22 protein-coding genes are annotated in these 17234 nt (G+C 39.2%); 21 read left to right on the top strand and 1 reads right to left on the bottom strand.

Going from position 1 to position 17234, the window contains the following annotated elements:
• Positions 1 to 16 precede the first annotated feature (16 nt).
• The 3 genes from RBL01_RS08550 (at position 17) to RBL01_RS08540 (ending at position 2532) form a co-directional block, all read left to right on the top strand.
• On the top strand, positions 17 to 1240 hold the full coding sequence (locus tag RBL01_RS08550; protein ID WP_002287605.1) for a glycosyltransferase family 4 protein: 1224 nt from the start codon (positions 17 to 19) through the stop codon (positions 1238 to 1240).
• 88 nt (positions 1241 to 1328) lie between these two features.
• Complete coding sequence (locus RBL01_RS08545) at positions 1329 to 2216, top strand: NAD(P)-dependent oxidoreductase (protein ID WP_002287606.1); 888 nt, start codon at positions 1329 to 1331, stop codon at positions 2214 to 2216.
• 85 nt (positions 2217 to 2301) lie between these two features.
• A complete protein-coding gene (locus tag RBL01_RS08540; RefSeq protein ID WP_002287607.1) occupies positions 2302 to 2532 on the top strand; it encodes a YkuJ family protein in 231 nt (76 codons plus the stop codon).
• Between the two features lie 56 nt (positions 2533 to 2588).
• Here RBL01_RS08540 and RBL01_RS08535 read toward each other — a convergent pair whose 3' ends face one another.
• Positions 2589 to 3554, bottom strand: coding sequence for a GIY-YIG nuclease family protein (locus tag RBL01_RS08535; RefSeq protein WP_002326067.1), 966 nt, complete (start codon positions 3552 to 3554; stop codon positions 2589 to 2591).
• A gap of 305 nt (positions 3555 to 3859) precedes the next feature.
• Here RBL01_RS08535 and RBL01_RS08530 point away from each other — a divergent pair, with 305 nt between their 5' ends.
• From RBL01_RS08530 to RBL01_RS08445, 18 genes are all read left to right on the top strand, one after another.
• Positions 3860 to 4300, top strand: a complete 441-nt coding sequence (locus RBL01_RS08530; RefSeq protein ID WP_002287610.1) for a MarR family winged helix-turn-helix transcriptional regulator — start codon at positions 3860 to 3862, stop codon at positions 4298 to 4300.
• A 9-nt stretch (positions 4301 to 4309) separates the two neighbouring features.
• On the top strand, positions 4310 to 5272 hold the full coding sequence (locus RBL01_RS08525; RefSeq protein WP_002287612.1) for a beta-ketoacyl-ACP synthase III: 963 nt from the start codon (positions 4310 to 4312) through the stop codon (positions 5270 to 5272).
• 52 nt (positions 5273 to 5324) lie between these two features.
• Positions 5325 to 5549, top strand: coding sequence for an acyl carrier protein (locus RBL01_RS08520; protein WP_002287614.1), 225 nt, complete (start codon positions 5325 to 5327; stop codon positions 5547 to 5549).
• A gap of 106 nt (positions 5550 to 5655) precedes the next feature.
• Positions 5656 to 6573, top strand: a complete 918-nt coding sequence (gene fabD / locus RBL01_RS08515; protein WP_002324392.1) for an ACP S-malonyltransferase — start codon at positions 5656 to 5658, stop codon at positions 6571 to 6573.
• A gap of 11 nt (positions 6574 to 6584) precedes the next feature.
• Positions 6585 to 7322, top strand: coding sequence for a 3-oxoacyl-[acyl-carrier-protein] reductase (gene fabG, locus RBL01_RS08510; protein ID WP_058128766.1), 738 nt, complete (start codon positions 6585 to 6587; stop codon positions 7320 to 7322).
• An 18-nt stretch (positions 7323 to 7340) separates the two neighbouring features.
• Positions 7341 to 8576 (top strand): beta-ketoacyl-ACP synthase II, encoded by a 1236-nt coding sequence (gene fabF / locus RBL01_RS08505; protein ID WP_002327146.1) that lies wholly within the window; start codon positions 7341 to 7343, stop codon positions 8574 to 8576.
• A 2-nt stretch (positions 8577 to 8578) separates the two neighbouring features.
• On the top strand, positions 8579 to 9055 hold the full coding sequence (gene accB / locus RBL01_RS08500; RefSeq protein WP_002290844.1) for an acetyl-CoA carboxylase biotin carboxyl carrier protein: 477 nt from the start codon (positions 8579 to 8581) through the stop codon (positions 9053 to 9055).
• Positions 9056 to 9079: 24 nt separating this feature from the next.
• A complete protein-coding gene (fabZ, locus tag RBL01_RS08495) occupies positions 9080 to 9499 on the top strand; it encodes a 3-hydroxyacyl-ACP dehydratase FabZ (protein WP_002287621.1) in 420 nt (139 codons plus the stop codon).
• A 7-nt stretch (positions 9500 to 9506) separates the two neighbouring features.
• A complete protein-coding gene (locus RBL01_RS08490; protein WP_002295381.1) occupies positions 9507 to 10886 on the top strand; it encodes an acetyl-CoA carboxylase biotin carboxylase subunit in 1380 nt (459 codons plus the stop codon).
• Positions 10887 to 11756, top strand: a complete 870-nt coding sequence (gene accD / locus RBL01_RS08485; RefSeq protein ID WP_002290846.1) for an acetyl-CoA carboxylase, carboxyltransferase subunit beta — start codon at positions 10887 to 10889, stop codon at positions 11754 to 11756. It begins immediately after the preceding gene.
• Positions 11749 to 12534, top strand: a complete 786-nt coding sequence (locus tag RBL01_RS08480; RefSeq protein ID WP_002290847.1) for an acetyl-CoA carboxylase carboxyl transferase subunit alpha — start codon at positions 11749 to 11751, stop codon at positions 12532 to 12534. Before accD ends, RBL01_RS08480 begins: the two co-directional genes overlap by 8 nt.
• 227 nt (positions 12535 to 12761) lie before the next feature.
• Entirely contained in the window at positions 12762 to 13289 is a 528-nt protein-coding gene (locus RBL01_RS08475) for a YqeG family HAD IIIA-type phosphatase (protein ID WP_002290848.1), read from the top strand.
• Positions 13286 to 14395: a ribosome biogenesis GTPase YqeH gene (gene yqeH, locus RBL01_RS08470; RefSeq protein WP_058128767.1), complete on the top strand. Its 1110-nt coding sequence runs from the start codon at positions 13286 to 13288 to the stop codon at positions 14393 to 14395. Before RBL01_RS08475 ends, yqeH begins: the two co-directional genes overlap by 4 nt.
• A 15-nt stretch (positions 14396 to 14410) precedes the next feature.
• Positions 14411 to 14722, top strand: a complete 312-nt coding sequence (gene yhbY / locus RBL01_RS08465; protein WP_002290852.1) for a ribosome assembly RNA-binding protein YhbY — start codon at positions 14411 to 14413, stop codon at positions 14720 to 14722.
• Positions 14723 to 14731: 9 nt separating this feature from the next.
• Positions 14732 to 15382 carry a nicotinate-nucleotide adenylyltransferase gene (locus RBL01_RS08460; protein ID WP_002287632.1) on the top strand — a complete coding sequence of 217 codons (651 nt, stop codon included), beginning with the start codon at positions 14732 to 14734 and terminating at the stop codon, positions 15380 to 15382.
• Complete coding sequence (gene yqeK, locus RBL01_RS08455) at positions 15366 to 15959, top strand: bis(5'-nucleosyl)-tetraphosphatase (symmetrical) YqeK (protein WP_002287635.1); 594 nt, start codon at positions 15366 to 15368, stop codon at positions 15957 to 15959. Before RBL01_RS08460 ends, yqeK begins: the two co-directional genes overlap by 17 nt.
• Positions 15960 to 15979: 20 nt before the next feature.
• Complete coding sequence (gene rsfS, locus RBL01_RS08450) at positions 15980 to 16339, top strand: ribosome silencing factor (protein ID WP_370531476.1); 360 nt, start codon at positions 15980 to 15982, stop codon at positions 16337 to 16339.
• Positions 16340 to 16342: 3 nt separating this feature from the next.
• Positions 16343 to 17083: a class I SAM-dependent DNA methyltransferase gene (locus RBL01_RS08445; protein WP_002287639.1), complete on the top strand. Its 741-nt coding sequence runs from the start codon at positions 16343 to 16345 to the stop codon at positions 17081 to 17083.
• The last annotated feature ends 151 nt before the right edge of the window (positions 17084 to 17234 follow it).

Genomic DNA, 17234 nt, shown 5'->3' with positions numbered 1-17234 from the left:
TTTGGAGGCGAAAAACATGAAAATCGGCTTTTTTACCGATACCTACTTTCCGCAAGTCAGCGGAGTTGCTACATCGATCAAAACATTAAAACAAGAATTAGAAAGACATGGGCATGAAGTCTATATTTTTACAACGACCGATCCTAATGCGGATAAGTTGGAAAAAGATGTGATTCGAATGCCAAGTGTACCATTTATTTCTTTCAAGGATCGAAGAGTTGTTGTTAGAGGCATGTGGTATGCTTATTTGGTTGCCAAAGAACTAGAACTAGATCTTATTCATACCCATACAGAATTCGGAGCAGGGATACTTGGGAAGATGGTAGCTAAGAAGTTGAAAATACCTCTGATCCATACTTACCATACGATGTATGAAGACTACCTTCATTATATCGGTAAAGGAAAAGTGATCAGGCAATCCCATGTAAAATACTTGTCTAGATTATTTGCAAATCATACGACAGGTGTAGTTTGTCCAAGTGAACGTGTTATTGATACATTACGCAGCTATGGTGTAATAGCACCGCTTCGCGTGATTCCTACTGGTATCGACATTGAAAAATTCAAACGTTCTGATATCACTCAGCAGGATATCAGCAAATTAAGGGAGTCACTAGGTCTTCAGGAAAACCATTTGATGATTCTTTCTTTAAGCAGGATTTCTTATGAGAAAAATATCCAAGCCTTGATTAATGGGTTTCCTCAGGTCATCTCCGCTTATCCTAACGCCAGATTAGTTATCGTAGGAAAAGGACCTTATGTAGAAGAGTTAGAGGAATTGATCTCAGAACTGCAGTTAGAAGAATTTGTGCAGTTCACAGGAGAAGTGGACAACAATGATGTAGCACTTTATTATAAAGCGGCAGATTATTTTGTCAGTGCTTCTACTTCAGAAACACAAGGGCTTACTTATACAGAAGCGATGGCAGCCGGAACACCTTGTGTCGTGGAAGGAAATGCTTATTTGAACCGATTGTTCGATCATCCTTCATTAGGGAAAACTTTTGAAACCGACGAAGACTTTGCACCAGCACTTATTGATTATATTTCCAGTGAAGTTCCTAAAGATCCAAAAGTTTTAGAAGCTAAACTTTATGATATTTCATCTACACATTTCGGCGAAGCTATGATCGAATTTTATCAAGACATGGTTGTTTATCATGAAGAAGAGATGCGAAGAAAAGAAGAAGAAGACTCGATTGAACGAATCAAAATAAAATTAAATTCATTTAAAAGATAAAATTCAAACATTTTTTATGAAAAAATCCTTGTTTCTAGCGTATACTAGCATAGAAGCAAGGATTTTTGATTTTTAGGAGGTCGAAAAAATGAAACTTGGTTTTATCGGAACAGGCGTCATGGGAAGTGCTGTCGCACGCCATCTACTAGAAGCAGGACACGAAGTAGCTGTCTATAATCGGACAAAAGCAAAAGCTGATCCTTTAGTAACAGAAGGAGCTATCTGGGCAGATACACCAAAAGCGGTAGCAGAACAAAGTAATATTCTCTTTACAATGGTAGGTTACCCCAAAGATGTAGAAGAAATCTACTATGGACAGTCGGGGATTTTTTCTGCAGATATCTCAGGACATATTTTAGTTGACTTGACTACAAGTACACCAAGCCTGGCAGAAAAAATTGCAAAAACAGCAAAAGAAAAAGGCGCAGATGCGTTAGATGCACCGGTATCCGGTGGTGACTTAGGAGCAAAGAATGGTACACTGACGATCATGGTCGGTGGAGAAGAAGCCGTTTATGATCAAGTACTGCCTTTATTCAAAGAATTTGGTACGACATTTACATTGCATGGTTCTGCTGGGAAAGGTCAGCATACAAAAATGGCTAATCAGATCATGATTGCAGGTACGATGACAGGAATGACGGAAATGCTTGTCTATGCACAAAAAAACGGACTTGATTTAAAGAAAGTGATTGAGACGCTTTCAGGTGGAAGTGCAGCTAACTGGTCTTTAAGCAATTATTCTCCTCGTATTTTAAAAGAAGATTACACACCTGGTTTTTTTGTCAAACATTTTATCAAAGATTTAAAGATTGCATTAGAAGAAGCAGAAAAAATGGACCTTGTATTGCCAGCAACTACCCAAGCATTGAAACTATATGAAGAGTTGGCAGATAAAGGTTTTGAGAATGACGGAACCCAAGCTTTGATCAAACTTTGGTGGCCTGAAGGAAAAATACCAGAAAAAAAATCATAAAAAACGAGTTTTTTTAGAGAAAATCAATGCAAGTAGGCTATGCTTTTGATACAATATAACAGAAATAAGAAAAGGAGGACCTCCGATGACACATTCACAATTAGTCGCAATCATAAAACGACTGGAGGCTATGGTCGAGTCAGCAGATAATGAACTGCAAGTTCGCCGTTTTGAAAAAGAAGGCGTAGAGAAGTGTACAGTAACTTATGATAAAGCGACCGATACATTTGAATTAACTGAAACAGATACTCATCAGCAATACGAATTTGATAATATCGATATCGTAGCGATGGAAATCTATGACTTAATCCAATAAATTTTAGGATAATTGACATTTGAAGTTGAAGATGCCTAAAAGAAGCCGAGAAGCAACTAATTTAGTTGCTTTTCAGCTTCTTTTTTGTTTAACAGTTCAATTTCAGACTGTTCTTTTTCTAATTTTTTGCGGTAACTGATCAAGATTTGTACAGGATCGATTTCTTCTTTTGATAATTGACGTTTCAAAGATAAATGAGCTTCTTTCTTTTCATAATAGAAGTCAGGAGAAACGTCACCAGAGGCAATCATTGTTTCTACAAGTTGACCATAACAAACGAGGTAGTGCTTTTTCTGACTCTCATCTGCTGCTAATGGCATGCTGAAGGTGAGCGATGGTGTTCTTAAAAACTGCTTTTGTTCCTGGATCCGTCTAATAAAATAAGTAACTAATTCGATATCTTTTTGAAGCATACCGGCTTTTTCGAAATTCAACTGATAGATGAAATGTTGTTGTCTTTTTTTCAAGTAAGTCAGTAGCTTTTTGTTTCGGCCTTGAAACAGCCCTTGGAGTTCCTTTTTTTTCTGTTCAAAAGTCATTTCCTGTAGGTCAGGAAGCTGGACACGCAAAGCTAACAAACTAATTTCAGACAACCAAGGCATTTGATAAGTTTCTTCCATTATACGCAAAATAGACGGCATTTTTTTATAGAGACGAAAAGGCCCGTATGTTCGAGCCGTAGGAGTATCTGTTAATACAAATCCCTTATTGGTAATATGTACATAATTATAATTACTGAAATAATTCATTTGTCGGTTATAAAAAGGTCGGTAATGTTGGATCAATTGACACTCGAGCAATAAAGCATCTAATTCCGTGTCTACTACGACGAAATCAAAATCTGTTATATGATGAATCATGCGTAATACTTTTTTCGAATGCTGTTTATTCTGATGAAAATAGCTGCTTACTCTATTTTTGAGCCGTTTTGCTTTACCAACATAGATGACCTTACCATCTCGGTCTTTCATAAGATAGACACCCGGCAGCATGGGGAGAGTTTTCATTTTTTCTTTTAACATAGGATCTCCTTTTACGCTTTGAATAAAAAGACTATAACAAATTTTGAAATAATGGACAAGTTTTAGGGAATTCTATAGTTCTGTTCACAGAAAATACTTTGATAATCAAAATATGTGAGATAGATGATTTTTCTAATAAAAGAAATTATAAATGCTGATTTATCAGTTGTTTTAAATGAGTAAAATCTTAAAAAAAGCTCATATAGTAAAAAAATGATCTTTTAAGGTTGCATTTTGAAAAAAGTTAAGATATAGTTTGAACATCAAAAGATTTGATAATCAAACTAATTAGTGGACGGTGGAACATGGAACCAGATTTAAAAACAGTAAATGATTATCTTGTTAGTGTCTTCAATGATATTTTGACAATCGAAGAGTCTGAGCTGAAAAAATCTCAATTCAAAGATCTGTCAATCACAGAGATGCACACGATCGAGGCAATCGGGATGTACAAGAAAAAAACAACTTCAGAAGTAGCCAAAGAACTATCAATTACTGTTGGGACCTTGACCACTGCTATTAACAAGTTAGTAAAAAAAGGCTATGTCGAACGTATCCGCAGTGAAGATGACCGCCGCGTTGTAAAGTTGGGACTAACGAAAAAAGGAAAGTTACTATTTCGGGTCCATCAGCATTTTCATCGTGAAATGGTCAAGAACATCTTAGACGGAATGGCTACGGAGGAACAGCATGCCTTGCTGGATGCACTGAAAAACTTGCACGACTTCTTGCAAGACTATAAGTGAGGATATTTAATGGAACAATTTGGAATGATTACTGCAACAGCCAGCGTCCTTCCTGAAAAGATTATTACTAATAATGATCTTTCCAAGATGATGGATACCTCTGATGAATGGATTTCGTCAAGGACGGGTATTCGTGAACGAAGATGTGTAACAAATCAGGAGACTTCTGATTTATGCATTTTAGTGGCGGAAAAATTGATAAAACAGAAAAATCTAAACCCTAAAGATTTGGATTTTATTTTAGTAGCAACAATGTCGCCCGATTACACGACACCATCTGTAGCAGCACAAGTACAAGGGAAATTGGGAGCAACTCATGCTATCGCTTTTGATATCAGTGCTGCGTGCTCAGGATTTGTTTATGCGTTAAGTATGGCTGAAAAAATGATCCGCTGCGGCTCAACTAAGGGACTGGTGATTGGTGGTGAAACACTATCTAAGCTAATCGATTGGTCTGATCGTACGACTGCTGTGTTGTTTGGCGATGGAGCAGGTGGGATTCTCTTAGAAGCGAATCCACAGAAAAAATTGCTGAAAGAAAAATTAGCAGCTGACGGAACCAGAAGTAGCTCATTGACCGCTGGCTACCAGCAAAATAAAAATCCGTTCTATTCAGAAGATTCAGAAGGTTCGTATTATTTGCAAATGACTGGCAGAGATATTTTTGATTTTGCCGTACGAGACGTTGCAAACAATATCCAAGAAGTCATGAAAGACAAACCAGTTGATTATCTGCTTTTGCATCAGGCAAACCTCAGAATTATTGAGAAAATTGCCCGAAAAGTAAAGATGCCGCAAGAAAAGTTCCTGACCAATATGGATAAATATGGGAATACATCTGCTGCAAGCATCCCTATCTTATTGGATGAAGCAGTTTCTAGTGGAAAGATCACCTTGGGAAAACAGCAGAAAGTAATATTTACAGGCTATGGCGGAGGTTTAACATGGGGAAGTATTCTCATGGAGTTGTAGACTGTTAAATTATAAAAATAAAAAGCAAACAATATCGGAGGAATATATTATTATGGTATTCGAAAAAATTCAAGAAATCATCGCAGAAGAATTAGGAAAAGAAACTGAAGAAATCAAATTGACTACTGACATCCAAGAAGACTTAGAAGCTGACAGCTTGGATTTATTCCAAATCATCAATGAAATCGAAGATGAATTTGACGTGAAAATCGAAACAGAAGACGGAATCAAAACGGTTCAAGATTTAGTGACTTACGTAGAAAAACAAACTGCATAATCATTAAAATTAGGTTGGGGGCTGGGACATTTCCTGAAATAGGAATGTCTCGGCCTTTTTGAATAAAAAGAATCAAACATATATTCTGGATATATTGGAGAAAAACATGAAAACAGCATTCTTATTTAGTGGCCAAGGTGCACAATATCAAGGTATGGGAAAAGATTTGTATGAAGAAGTCATTGTAAAGCAGACATTTGATGAAGCAAGTGAAATTCTTGGCTACGATATGGCTGAACTTTGCTTTACAGAAAATGAACATTTGGATCAGACGCAATATACACAGCCAGCTATTCTAACAGTCAGCATCGCATATTATCGCTTATTGAAGGAGCACGGAATCATCCCAGATGCAGCTTTAGGACTGAGTTTAGGAGAATATTCGGCATTAGTAGCTAGTAATGCGTTATCCTTCACTGAAGCAGTTGCGTTAGTAGCAAAAAGAGGCGCTTATATGACAGAAGCGGCCCCAGCTGGAAGCGGGAAAATGGTTGCAGTGATGAATGCGCCGATTGAAACGATCGAGGAAAGCTGTCATGAAGCTAGTAAGTACGGCATCGTATCTCCTGCAAATTATAATACACCTCAGCAGATCGTGATTGGTGGCGAAGAAAAAGCAGTAGACGAAGCTGTTTTACTATTAAAAGAAAAAGGGTTCAAAAGAATGATCCCTCTAAATGTCAGCGGGCCTTTTCATACAGCTATTTTAGAACCGGCAGCAAAAAAACTGGCGAAGGACCTAAGTCAGATTCAATTCTCTGAACCTTCTTTTCCTATCATAAGCAACACAACAACGGAAATAATGAAGAAAGAAACGATCGCGGGACTACTTGAACAGCAAGTCATGCAACCTGTTCGTTTCTATGAGAGTATCCATAAGTTAAAAACAATCGGCATCGAGCAAGTCATCGAAGTCGGCCCCGGAAAAGTATTAAGCGGATTTATGAAAAAAATCGATAAAACAATACCAGTTCTGCGTGTTGAGAATAAGCAGACATTTGATGAAACAATAGCAATACTATAAGGAGGAACGTTATGGATGTAAAAGGAAAAAATGTATTTATCACAGGTAGTACAAGAGGAATCGGCAAAGCGATGGCCTTAGCTTTTGCAAAAGCTGGAGCAAATATCATTTTGAATGGTCGCGGAGAGATTCCAAAAGAAAAGATAGAAGAAATCGAAGCATTCGGTGTAAAATGCGTAGGAGTTTCCGGTGACATCTCTGATTATGAGAAAGCCGGACAAATGATCAAAGAAGCAGAAGAAAAGCTTGGATCGATCCATGTGTTAGTAAACAATGCCGGAATCACAAATGACAAACTTGTGATGCGGATGGATGCAGAAGATTTCAAAAAATGTCTTGATATCAATTTGATTGGAACCTTCAATATGACGCAGCACGTATTGAAAAAAATGATGAAGCAGCGAGAAGGGGCCATCATTAATCTCTCTAGTATATCTGGGTTGATTGGAAATATTGGTCAAGCAAATTATGCAGCTAGTAAAGCTGGCGTAGTAGGATTAACAAAATCTGTGGCACGAGAAGCTGCAACTAGAGGCATTACATGTAATGCCATTGCGCCAGGATTCATCACAACTGATATGACGGAAGTTTTAGCAGACAAAGTCAAGGAACAAGCGGAAAAGCAAATTCCGATGCAGCGTTTCGGACAAGTAGAAGATGTTGCACAAACAGCAGTTTTCTTAGCACAAAATCCATATATCACCGGACAAGTCATCAATGTCGATGGCGGATTGGTCATGCACGGATAAGAAAAGGAGAGCAAATAAATGAATCGAGTGGTAATTACTGGCTATGGAGTCACTTCACCTATTGGAAATGACGCAGACAGCTTTTTGAATAGCTTAAAAGAGGGTACGAATGGCATCGCACCGATCACTAAATTTGATGCTTCAGAAACAGGGATTACCTTAGCGGGCGAGGTCAAAGATTTTCCTTACGATAAATATTTTATTAAAAAAGATAGCAAACGAATGGATATGTTTTCAATCTATGGAATCTACGCTGCTTTAGAAGCAATGGAGATGAGCGGTTTAGATAAAGAAAAAATGAATCAAGACCGGTTTGGCGTCATCATCGGATCTGGGATCGGTGGTCTTCCAACAATCGAAAACCAAGTTATTCGTCTACATGAAAAAGGTGCAAAACGAGTTTCTCCAATGTTCGTGCCAATGGCGATTGCCAACATGGCAGCTGGAAATATTGCTTTGCGCGTAGGTGCAAAAGGTATTTGTACAGCTATCGTAACAGCTTGTGCTAGCGGAACGAATTCAATTGGGGAAGCATTCCGTAACATCAAACATGGCTATTCAGATGTCATTCTTGCTGGAGGAACAGAAGCAACGATTTGTGAGATGGGGATTGCTGGATTTGCAGCTTTAACAGCACTCTCAGAATCAACTGATCCTAATCGTGGTTCGATTCCGTTTGACGAAAATCGGAATGGTTTTGTGATGGGTGAAGGAGCAGGTGTTCTAGTTCTTGAATCTTTAGAACATGCACAAGCTCGCGGTGCCAAAATCTATGGAGAAATCGTTGGATACGGTGCAAACTGTGACGCTTACCATATGACAGCTCCTACTCCAGATGGTTCTGGTGCATCTAAAGCAATGAAGTTTGCGATGGAAGAAGCTGGTGTACAGCCGGAACAAGTCGGATATATCAATGCTCACGGAACAAGTACACCAGCCAATGACCAGGCAGAAGCAAAAGCAATCCAAATCGCATTAGGTGAAAATTTCAGAGATACTTACGTCAGCAGCACGAAATCGATGACTGGACATTTATTGGGAGCAGCCGGCGGGATCGAAGCCTTGGCAACTTTGCTGGCATTAGAACATCAATTTATCCCACCTACGATCAATGTAGAAAAACAAGATCCTGAGATTGACTTGACAGTTGTCAAAAACGAAAGCAAACCTGCAAGTTTTACTTATGCAATGAGTAATTCATTAGGGTTTGGCGGACATAATGCGGTTCTGTGCATGAAACGCTGGGAGGAATAATTTTGGATATCAATGAAATCAGAGAATTAGTCAGTCAATTTGATCAATCCTCGCTAACGGAATTCGATTTGCGTGAAGGTCAATTTGAATTGTATATGAATAAAAATAAAACAAGTCGAGGCATGAATATGGTTCAAACAAACGAAACGTTGCCAGTTTCGGAGCCAGTCAATGTCATACCTGAACAAGCAACAACTGCTCCAGAAACAATGAAAGAAAAAGAATCGGCAGTATTTGATGGAATCGAGGTTGTTTCGCCAATCGTGGGAATCGTTTATCTGCAACCGGCGCCCGACAAACCAGCTTTCAAAAAAGTAGGTGATCAAGTTGCCAAAGGAGAAGTTATCTGCATTATTGAAGCGATGAAACTAATGAATGAGATAACTAGTGAGGCCGACGGAGTAATCACAGAAATCCTTGTAGAAAACGAGTCAGTTGTTGAATATGGACAGCCACTCTTTAGGATCCAGCAAAAATAAGCAAAGCAGGAAAGAGGGAAATCAATGAACATACAAGAAATAAAAGAAATCATTCCACATCGTTATCCAATGCTTTTGATTGATCGAGTGGAAGAAATGGTTGAAGGAGAACGGATCGTTGCTAAGAAAAATGTAACGATCAATGAGCCCTTTTTTCAAGGACATTTTCCAGAAGAACCTGTTATGCCAGGGGTATTGATTGTTGAAGCAATGGCTCAAGCAGGAGCAGTTGCATTACTTTCTCTTGAACAATTCAAGGGAAAGACGGCTTATTTCGGCGGATTGGACAAAGCAAAATTCCGTAAGAAAGTTACACCGGGAGATACCTTATACCTTGAAGTTGAGATATTGAAAGTGAAAGCTTCAGCCGGAATAGGCAAAGGAATCGCTAAAGTAGACGGTAAAAAAGTAGCCGAAGCGGAATTAACCTTTATGATTGGATAGGTGAAATATGTTTTCTAAAGTATTGATAGCTAACCGCGGTGAAATCGCTGTACGTATCATTCGTGCATGCCGCGAACTAGGGATCCAAACCGTAGCGATATATTCAGAAGCAGATGCCGAAGCACTTCATACACAGTTAGCAGATGAAGCAATCTGCATTGGCCCGGCAAAAGCCGTTGATTCATATCTGAATGTTCAGGAAGTACTGAGCGCTGCAATCGTGACAAAAGCCGAAGCAATTCATCCAGGATTTGGTTTTTTATCTGAAAATAGCCGATTTGCCTCCATGTGTGAAGAGTGCAATATCACATTTATTGGTCCTAAAAGTGCAACGATCGATGCAATGGGAAATAAGATCAATGCGCGTCAATTGATGCAAGAAGCAAATGTCCCAGTCATTCCAGGAAGTACTGGTGTATTATCTACAGTAGAAGAAGCATTGGAAATAGCAGACAGAATTGGTTATCCAGTGATGCTGAAAGCAGCTGCAGGTGGTGGCGGGAAAGGCATTCGGAAAGTTCAATCAAAAGAAGAGCTCCCACAGCATTTTTCTTCAGCTCAGCAAGAAGCAGCAGCGGCATTTGGAAATGATGATATGTATTTGGAAAAAATCATTTATCCTGCTCGCCATATAGAAGTTCAGATTTTAGGTGATCATTTTGGCAATGTCATTCATTTAGGAGAACGAGATTGTTCTTTGCAACGTAATAATCAAAAAGTACTGGAAGAATCTCCTTCTGTAGTGATCTCACAAACAAAAAGAGAAGCACTAGGAGACGCTGCTGTTCGAGCAGCTAAAGCAGTCAATTATGAAAATGCCGGAACGATCGAGTTTCTGATGGATGAAGAAGGCGATTTTTATTTCATGGAAATGAATACTCGAATCCAAGTGGAACATCCAGTAACAGAAATGGTCACAGGAATCGATTTAGTAAAAAAACAGGTGGAGATAGCAGCCGGCGAGCCTTTGAATGTGTGTCAAGAAGAAGTAGTATTCCAAGGACACGCAATCGAATGCCGGATTAATGCAGAAAATCCTGCTTTCCATTTTGCTCCTTCTCCAGGGAAGATCCAAAACTTACTGCTTCCAGCAGGTGGGATGGGACTGCGAGTAGACAGTGCAGTTTACCCGGGATATACGATCCCGCCATATTATGATTCAATGATTGCAAAAATAATCGTCCATGGAAATACGCGTTTTGAAGCATTAATGAAGATGCAGCGAGCCTTAAGTGAATTTATCACAGAAGGAATCATCACGAACGCAGAATTTCAGATGGATTTGATTAGTCATCCTGCAGTCATAGCAGGTGATTACAGCACAGCATTTTTACAAGAAGAATTTTTACCGAATTGGACACCAGAAACGGAGATAGGAGGCGCATAGATGGCTCTGTTTAAGAAAAAGAAATATATTCGGATCAATCCTAATAGAGAGAGCAAACCTGCTAACTCGCCATCTGTTCCTGATAACATGTGGGCAAAGTGTCCAAATTGCAAACATATCCTTTATACGAAAGACATCGGTGAAGAAAAAGTATGCCCTCATTGCGGATACGCTTTTCGAATCGGTGCATGGCAGCGTCTAGCTTTGATTATTGATGAAAAAAGTTTTGAAGAATGGGATACGGATCTTGTAACCAAAGATCCGCTAGCATTTCCCGAATATACGGAAAAAATTAAAAAGATGCAAGATAAAACAGGACTTCATGAAGCAGTCCTCACTGGTAAAGCAACCATTCAGGGGATTCCCTTCATTATTGGAGTGATGGATCCTAATTTTATCATGGGAAGTATGGGAACGATTGTCGGAGAAAAGATCACCAGATTATTCGAACGAGCAACAAAGGAAAGACTTCCAGTCGTCTTGTTCACAGCTTCAGGTGGTGCACGGATGCAAGAAGGAATCTTTTCTCTGATGCAGATGGCAAAAATCTCTGCTGCTGTCAAACGGCATAGTAATGAAGGTCTTTTTTATCTAACTGTTTTGACAGACCCGACGACCGGAGGAGTAACTGCCAGTTTTGCAATGGAAGGTGATATCATTTTAGCAGAACCCCAAAGCTTGATTGGTTTTGCTGGAAGACGTGTCATCGAACAGACGATCAAGCAGGAACTTCCAGAAGATTTCCAAAAGGCTGAATTCTTATTGTCTCATGGTTTTGTCGATCAGATTGTTCCCCGCATGGAATTAAAGCAGAAAATCCATACGCTTCTTGAATTGCATACACAGAAAGGATGGATAGATCGTGGATAAGACAGCACATGATGTCGTTCAGTTAGCAAGAGCTAAAGAACGATGGACAAGCTTGGATTTTTTTGAAGAGATCTTCGATTCTTTCGAGGAATGCCATGGTGATCGTTTATTTGCAGATGACGAAGCGATTGTTGGTGGAATCGCTCGATTAGATGGCAAACCGGTAACAGTGATCGGTATTCAAAAAGGACGGGATCTGCAGGAAAATATCCGCAGAAATTTTGGTTCTCCCCATCCTGAAGGCTATCGAAAAGCTTTACGACTGATGAAACAAGCGGAAAAGTTCAATAGACCGGTGATTACATTGATCAATACAGCAGGTGCATATTGCGGTGTAGGAGCAGAAGAGCGCGGCGAAGGAGAAGCTATTGCCAGAAATCTGCTCGAAATGTCTGATTTAAAGGTACCGATCATCGCCATCATCATTGGTGAAGGTGGAAGTGGCGGTGCCCTTGCTCTAGGTTTAGCGGATGAAGTCTGGATGCTGGAAGAAACGATTTATGCTGTGCTTTCTCCAGAAGGATTTGCGTCGATTTTGTGGAAAGACGGTAGTCGCGCCGCAGAAGCAGCTGAGTTGATGAAAATTACTGCGCCAGAACTACGCGAGTTAGGAATCGTTGATCGAGTTATTCCTGAAACGTTCAACGGCGAGCAGTTGCCACGATATAAAGTCGCACACATTATGAAAAAAGCGTTGATTGAAAGATTGACGGAACTTGTTCGATTCGACCAGCATGAATTACTGGAAAAACGGTACAAGAGGTTCCGCCAATATTAGGTGTTTAACAACTAAGCAAAGAGTAAAGAATGGTTCTTGCTCGCTTAGTTGTTTTTTGTTTCTAAATTTTTCTGTGATCAATCTTTATTTTTGGTCATTTTGTAAAGAAATGCTTTTTCTGAAAGACGAACGAGTATAGAGGTAGTTTTTTTTGCTGATATGCAGTATAATACGGGGTTGAGGAGTACTTTATGTGCTCCTTCATTTTTTGCAGATGAGGAGACAGCATGTTTTCAAATTACAAACCAACATGGATGGTAGAAGCCATCTATCAGATTACACCTGCCCAATTAAAGAATCTAGGCATCAAAGCAGTATTGACCGATTTAGACAATACGTTGATTGCATGGAATAATCCAGATGGAACAGAAGAGTTGCTTACTTGGATTTTAGAAATGAAAAATGCAGGAATCCCTGTTGTTGTTGTTTCAAACAATAATTCAAAACGTGTCGCGCGAGCGATTGAAAAATTTGATCTTTTGTATGTTGCACGAGCAATGAAACCTTTAGCAAGAGGGATCAACATAGCAAAGAAACAATTGGATTTAGCAGATGATGAGATAGTAATGGTAGGCGATCAGATTATGACTGATATACGTGGAGCCAATCGTGCAGGGATACGTAGCATCCTTGTAAAACCCATTATCGCAACAGATAGTTGGAAGACACAATTTAATCGTTTTTTGGAAAAAAGAATTATGGCCTATCTATTAGCAAAACACCCTGATATGGGCTGGCGAGGTGGAATCGAATGACAGAAGAATTACAATGTATCGGCTGTGGTGCCGTTATACAAACAAACAAACCCGGTGAATTAGGATACACGCCGCAAACGGCTTTGGAAAAAGGTTTAGCTTCCGGGGAAGTCTATTGTCAGCGTTGTTTCAGATTACGCCATTATAATGAGATCCAAGATGTCTCATTGACGGATGACGACTTTTTGCGCTTACTGAATGAATTAGGGCAAAAAGATGCATTGATCGTCAATGTGGTGGATATTTTTGACTTCAATGGTTCACTAATCCCAGGACTACACCGTTTTGTCGGTGACAATCCAGTACTTTTAGTTGGGAACAAAGTGGATATATTACCTAAATCATTGAAAAAAACTAAATTAACACAATGGATGAAGGAACGTGCTTACGAAGCAGGAATTCGTCCAGTAGATGTATTATTAACTAGTGCTAAGAAATCTCATGAGATGACGGAACTATTAGAAAAAATCGAAGAATACCGCGATGGACGGGATGTCTATATCGTCGGGGTAACAAATGTCGGAAAATCGACGCTTATCAATCAAATCATCAAAAATACAGTGGGAGTACAAGATGTAATCACAACTTCGCAGTTTCCAGGAACGACCTTGGATAAAATCGAGATTCCTTTAGATGACGGGCATTTTTTGATTGATACACCGGGAATTATCCATCGCCATCAAATGGCGCACTACTTAGGTAAAAAAGATTTGCGGATCATTGCACCGTTAAAAGAAATCAAACCTAAAGTTTATCAGCTGAATGAAGGGCAAACACTTTTCTTGGGCGGGCTTGCAAGATTTGATTTTATCAGCGGCAATCGTGCTTCATTTATTGCTTATGTGTCGAATGATGTTAATATTCATCGAACAAAACTGGAAAAAGCAGACGAATTTTATCAAAAACACGTAGGTGGGTTATTGCAGCCGCCTCGTCCTAATGAAGTCGAGGAATTTCCCGAGCTTGTTCGTTTTGAATTTTCCGTGAAAGAAAAAACAGACATCGTTTTTGCCGGTCTAGGCTGGATCACCGTAACAGCACCAGCAGTAATTGCTGGCTGGGCGCCAAAGGGTGTAGATGTCTTGAAGCGAAAAGCATTGATTTAAGGAAGAAGGAAAATTATGAGTTTAAGAGGAAAACAAAAGCGTTTTTTACGTAGCCAAGCGCATCATCTTCAGCCGATTTTTCAAATCGGAAAAGGTGGGATCAATTCAGCAATGATCGTTCAAATTGAAGAAGCTTTAGAAAAAAGAGAACTGATCAAAGTATCGTTACTTCAAAATACAGATGAGATTGCAGAAGAAGCAGCTCAAGTATTAGAAAAAGAAATAGATTGCGAAATCGTCCAAATCATTGGACGTGTTATCGTATTATACAAACCTTCCACAAAAGAAAAGTATCAAAGGCTATCAAAAGAAGTAAAAGCAATATAAGGAGTGACCATGATGAATACGCAAGCTAAGACATTTGTTCGTTCACAATTATTTCCTGAAGAAATGCCTCAATTCCTAGAGAAGAAAAAGCAAGTAGGGATCTTGGGCGGAACATTTAATCCCGTTCACCTTGCACATTTAGTGATGGCTGAACAAGCTGGCCGGAATTTAGGTCTTGACCGCGTATTTTTGATGCCTTCTTATCAGCCACCTCATGTTGATGAGAAACAGACGATTGATGCAAAACATCGACTCAACATGTTGGAATTAGCTGTGGAAGACAATCCTTTTTTGCAGATTGAAACGATTGAATTAGCTCGTGGTGGGAAAAGTTACACCTATGATACTATGAAGGAATTGACGCAAAACAATCCGGATACAGATTATTACTTTATTATCGGTGGGGATATGGTAGAATATTTGCCAAAATGGTATAAAATCGATGAGCTGACTTCTATGGTCAACTTTGTGGGTATACGTCGACCAGGATACACAACGGATACTCCATATCCTGTAATTTGGGTAGATGTACCTGAGATCGACATCAGTTCCACGAAAATACGTCAAAAGATCAAAGAAGGCTGTTCTATCCGCTACCTTGTTCCAGATAAAGTAATTGATTATATTCAAAATGAAGGGTTGTATGAATATGGACTATAGTAATGAATATACTGCTTATTCTAGAGAAAACCTGATGCAAAAAATACAGATGAGAATGAGCGAACAACGCTTCAAGCATGTGCTTGGAGTAGAAGAAACAGCCGTGGCTCTTGCCAAAAAATACGGTGCTTCTCCTGAAAAAGCTAGTATTGCTGCATTGACACATGATTATGCAAAAGAACGACCAGATGAGGAGTTCAAAATGGTAATCGTAAGAGACGGTTTTGATCCAGAGTTATTGAATTATAATAATGCAATCTGGCATGGTCTTGTTGGCGCTTCGTTTGTAGAGCGGGAATTAGGAATCACCGATGCAGAGATTCTTCATGCAATCCGGGTGCATACGACTGGGGCTGCTAAGATGAGTCTCCTTGACAAAATCATTTATGTAGCAGACTATATTGAACCAGGTCGAGATTTTCCTGGGGTACAAGATGCACGAGCCATTGCATGGGCTGATCTAGACGAAGCTGTAGCATTTGAAACAAAACATACATTGGCCCATTTGCTTGCGCAAGAACAACAGATTTATCCAAAAACAATCGAAACATATAATTACTGGGTAGCAAAAAAATAAGCTGCTCATATTAGGAGGAAATCATCATAGATAGTAAAGAACAATTAAAAATTGCGGTTGAAGCAGCAGATTCAAAACGGGCAGAAGACATTATCGCTTTAGACGTTCGAAATGTTTCCTTGTTGGCAGATTATTTCATGATCTGTTCAGCAAATAGCGAACGTCAAATCAACGCAATTACAGAAGAAATCATTGATAAAGAAGAAGAAAACAAATATGAAGTAAAACGTATTGAAGGAAAAGAAGGCGGAAAATGGGTATTGATCGATCTTGGAGATTTGATCGTACATGTTTTCCATGCGCCAGAACGAAGTTTCTATAATCTGGAAAAACTATGGTCAGATGCTCCGCTAGTCGATCTTAGTGAATGGTTGGATTAACATATGGCTTATGAAACATTTGCTTTCATTTACGATGAAGTGATGGACGAAACACTTTATCAGCAATGGCTAGCTTTTTCGAAACGTCATTTACAAGAAGACACAAAAAATATTTTGGAACTGGCATGCGGTACTGGAGCATTAGCGGTTGCCTTTGCAAAAGATGGATATAAAGTGACAGGGTTAGACCTTTCAGAAGAGATGTTGATGATTGCCAGCCAGCGAGCATATGAAGAAGACGCATCGATCCAATTTGTGGAAGGCAATATGCTCGATTTATCAGAAATCGGACAATATCAGGCAATTACCTGTTTTTCTGATTCGCTGTGCTATATGAAAAATAGACAAGAGGTACAGCAAGTGTTTGATGAAGTCTATCAAGCGTTAGAAGAAAATGGCCGATTTTTATTTGACGTACACTCCACCTATCAAGTAGATGAGGTTTTTCCAGAATATAGCTATCATTATCAAGGGGATAATTTTGCTTTTTTGTGGGATAGTTATCCAGGAAGCGAGAAACACAGCATCGAACATTTTCTTACCTTTTTCGTTGAAGAACAAGAAGGGTCTGGTCGATTTATTCGTGAAGATGAACTACATCAAGAGCGTACCTATCCATTGGAAAGTTATTTAAGAATGCTGGAAAACAGCGGCTTTTCGAAAGTCGAAGCATTTTCTGATTTTACAGACGAAGCAGCATCAGAGAAATCAAAGCGCTGGTTCTTTGTAGCATACAAAGACTAGCGGTTTTGCCTGCTCGAGTTAACAAGAAAAGAATAAATCTTCAACATAAATTATATATCCGAACGATATAGGCATTGCTCTTGCAGTGCAGCTTTTCGTCGCAGAAGTATTGTGTTTGCGAGAATAGTTTATATAGTTCGGGTATTTTTTC

Source organism: Enterococcus sp. SB12 (assembly GCF_030910025.2).
GTDB classification, from domain to species: Bacteria; Bacillota; Bacilli; order Lactobacillales; family Enterococcaceae; genus Enterococcus_B; species Enterococcus_B faecium.
The sequence above is the reverse complement of the archived record's forward strand: the minus strand, read 5'-3'. Positions and strand labels throughout refer to the sequence as shown.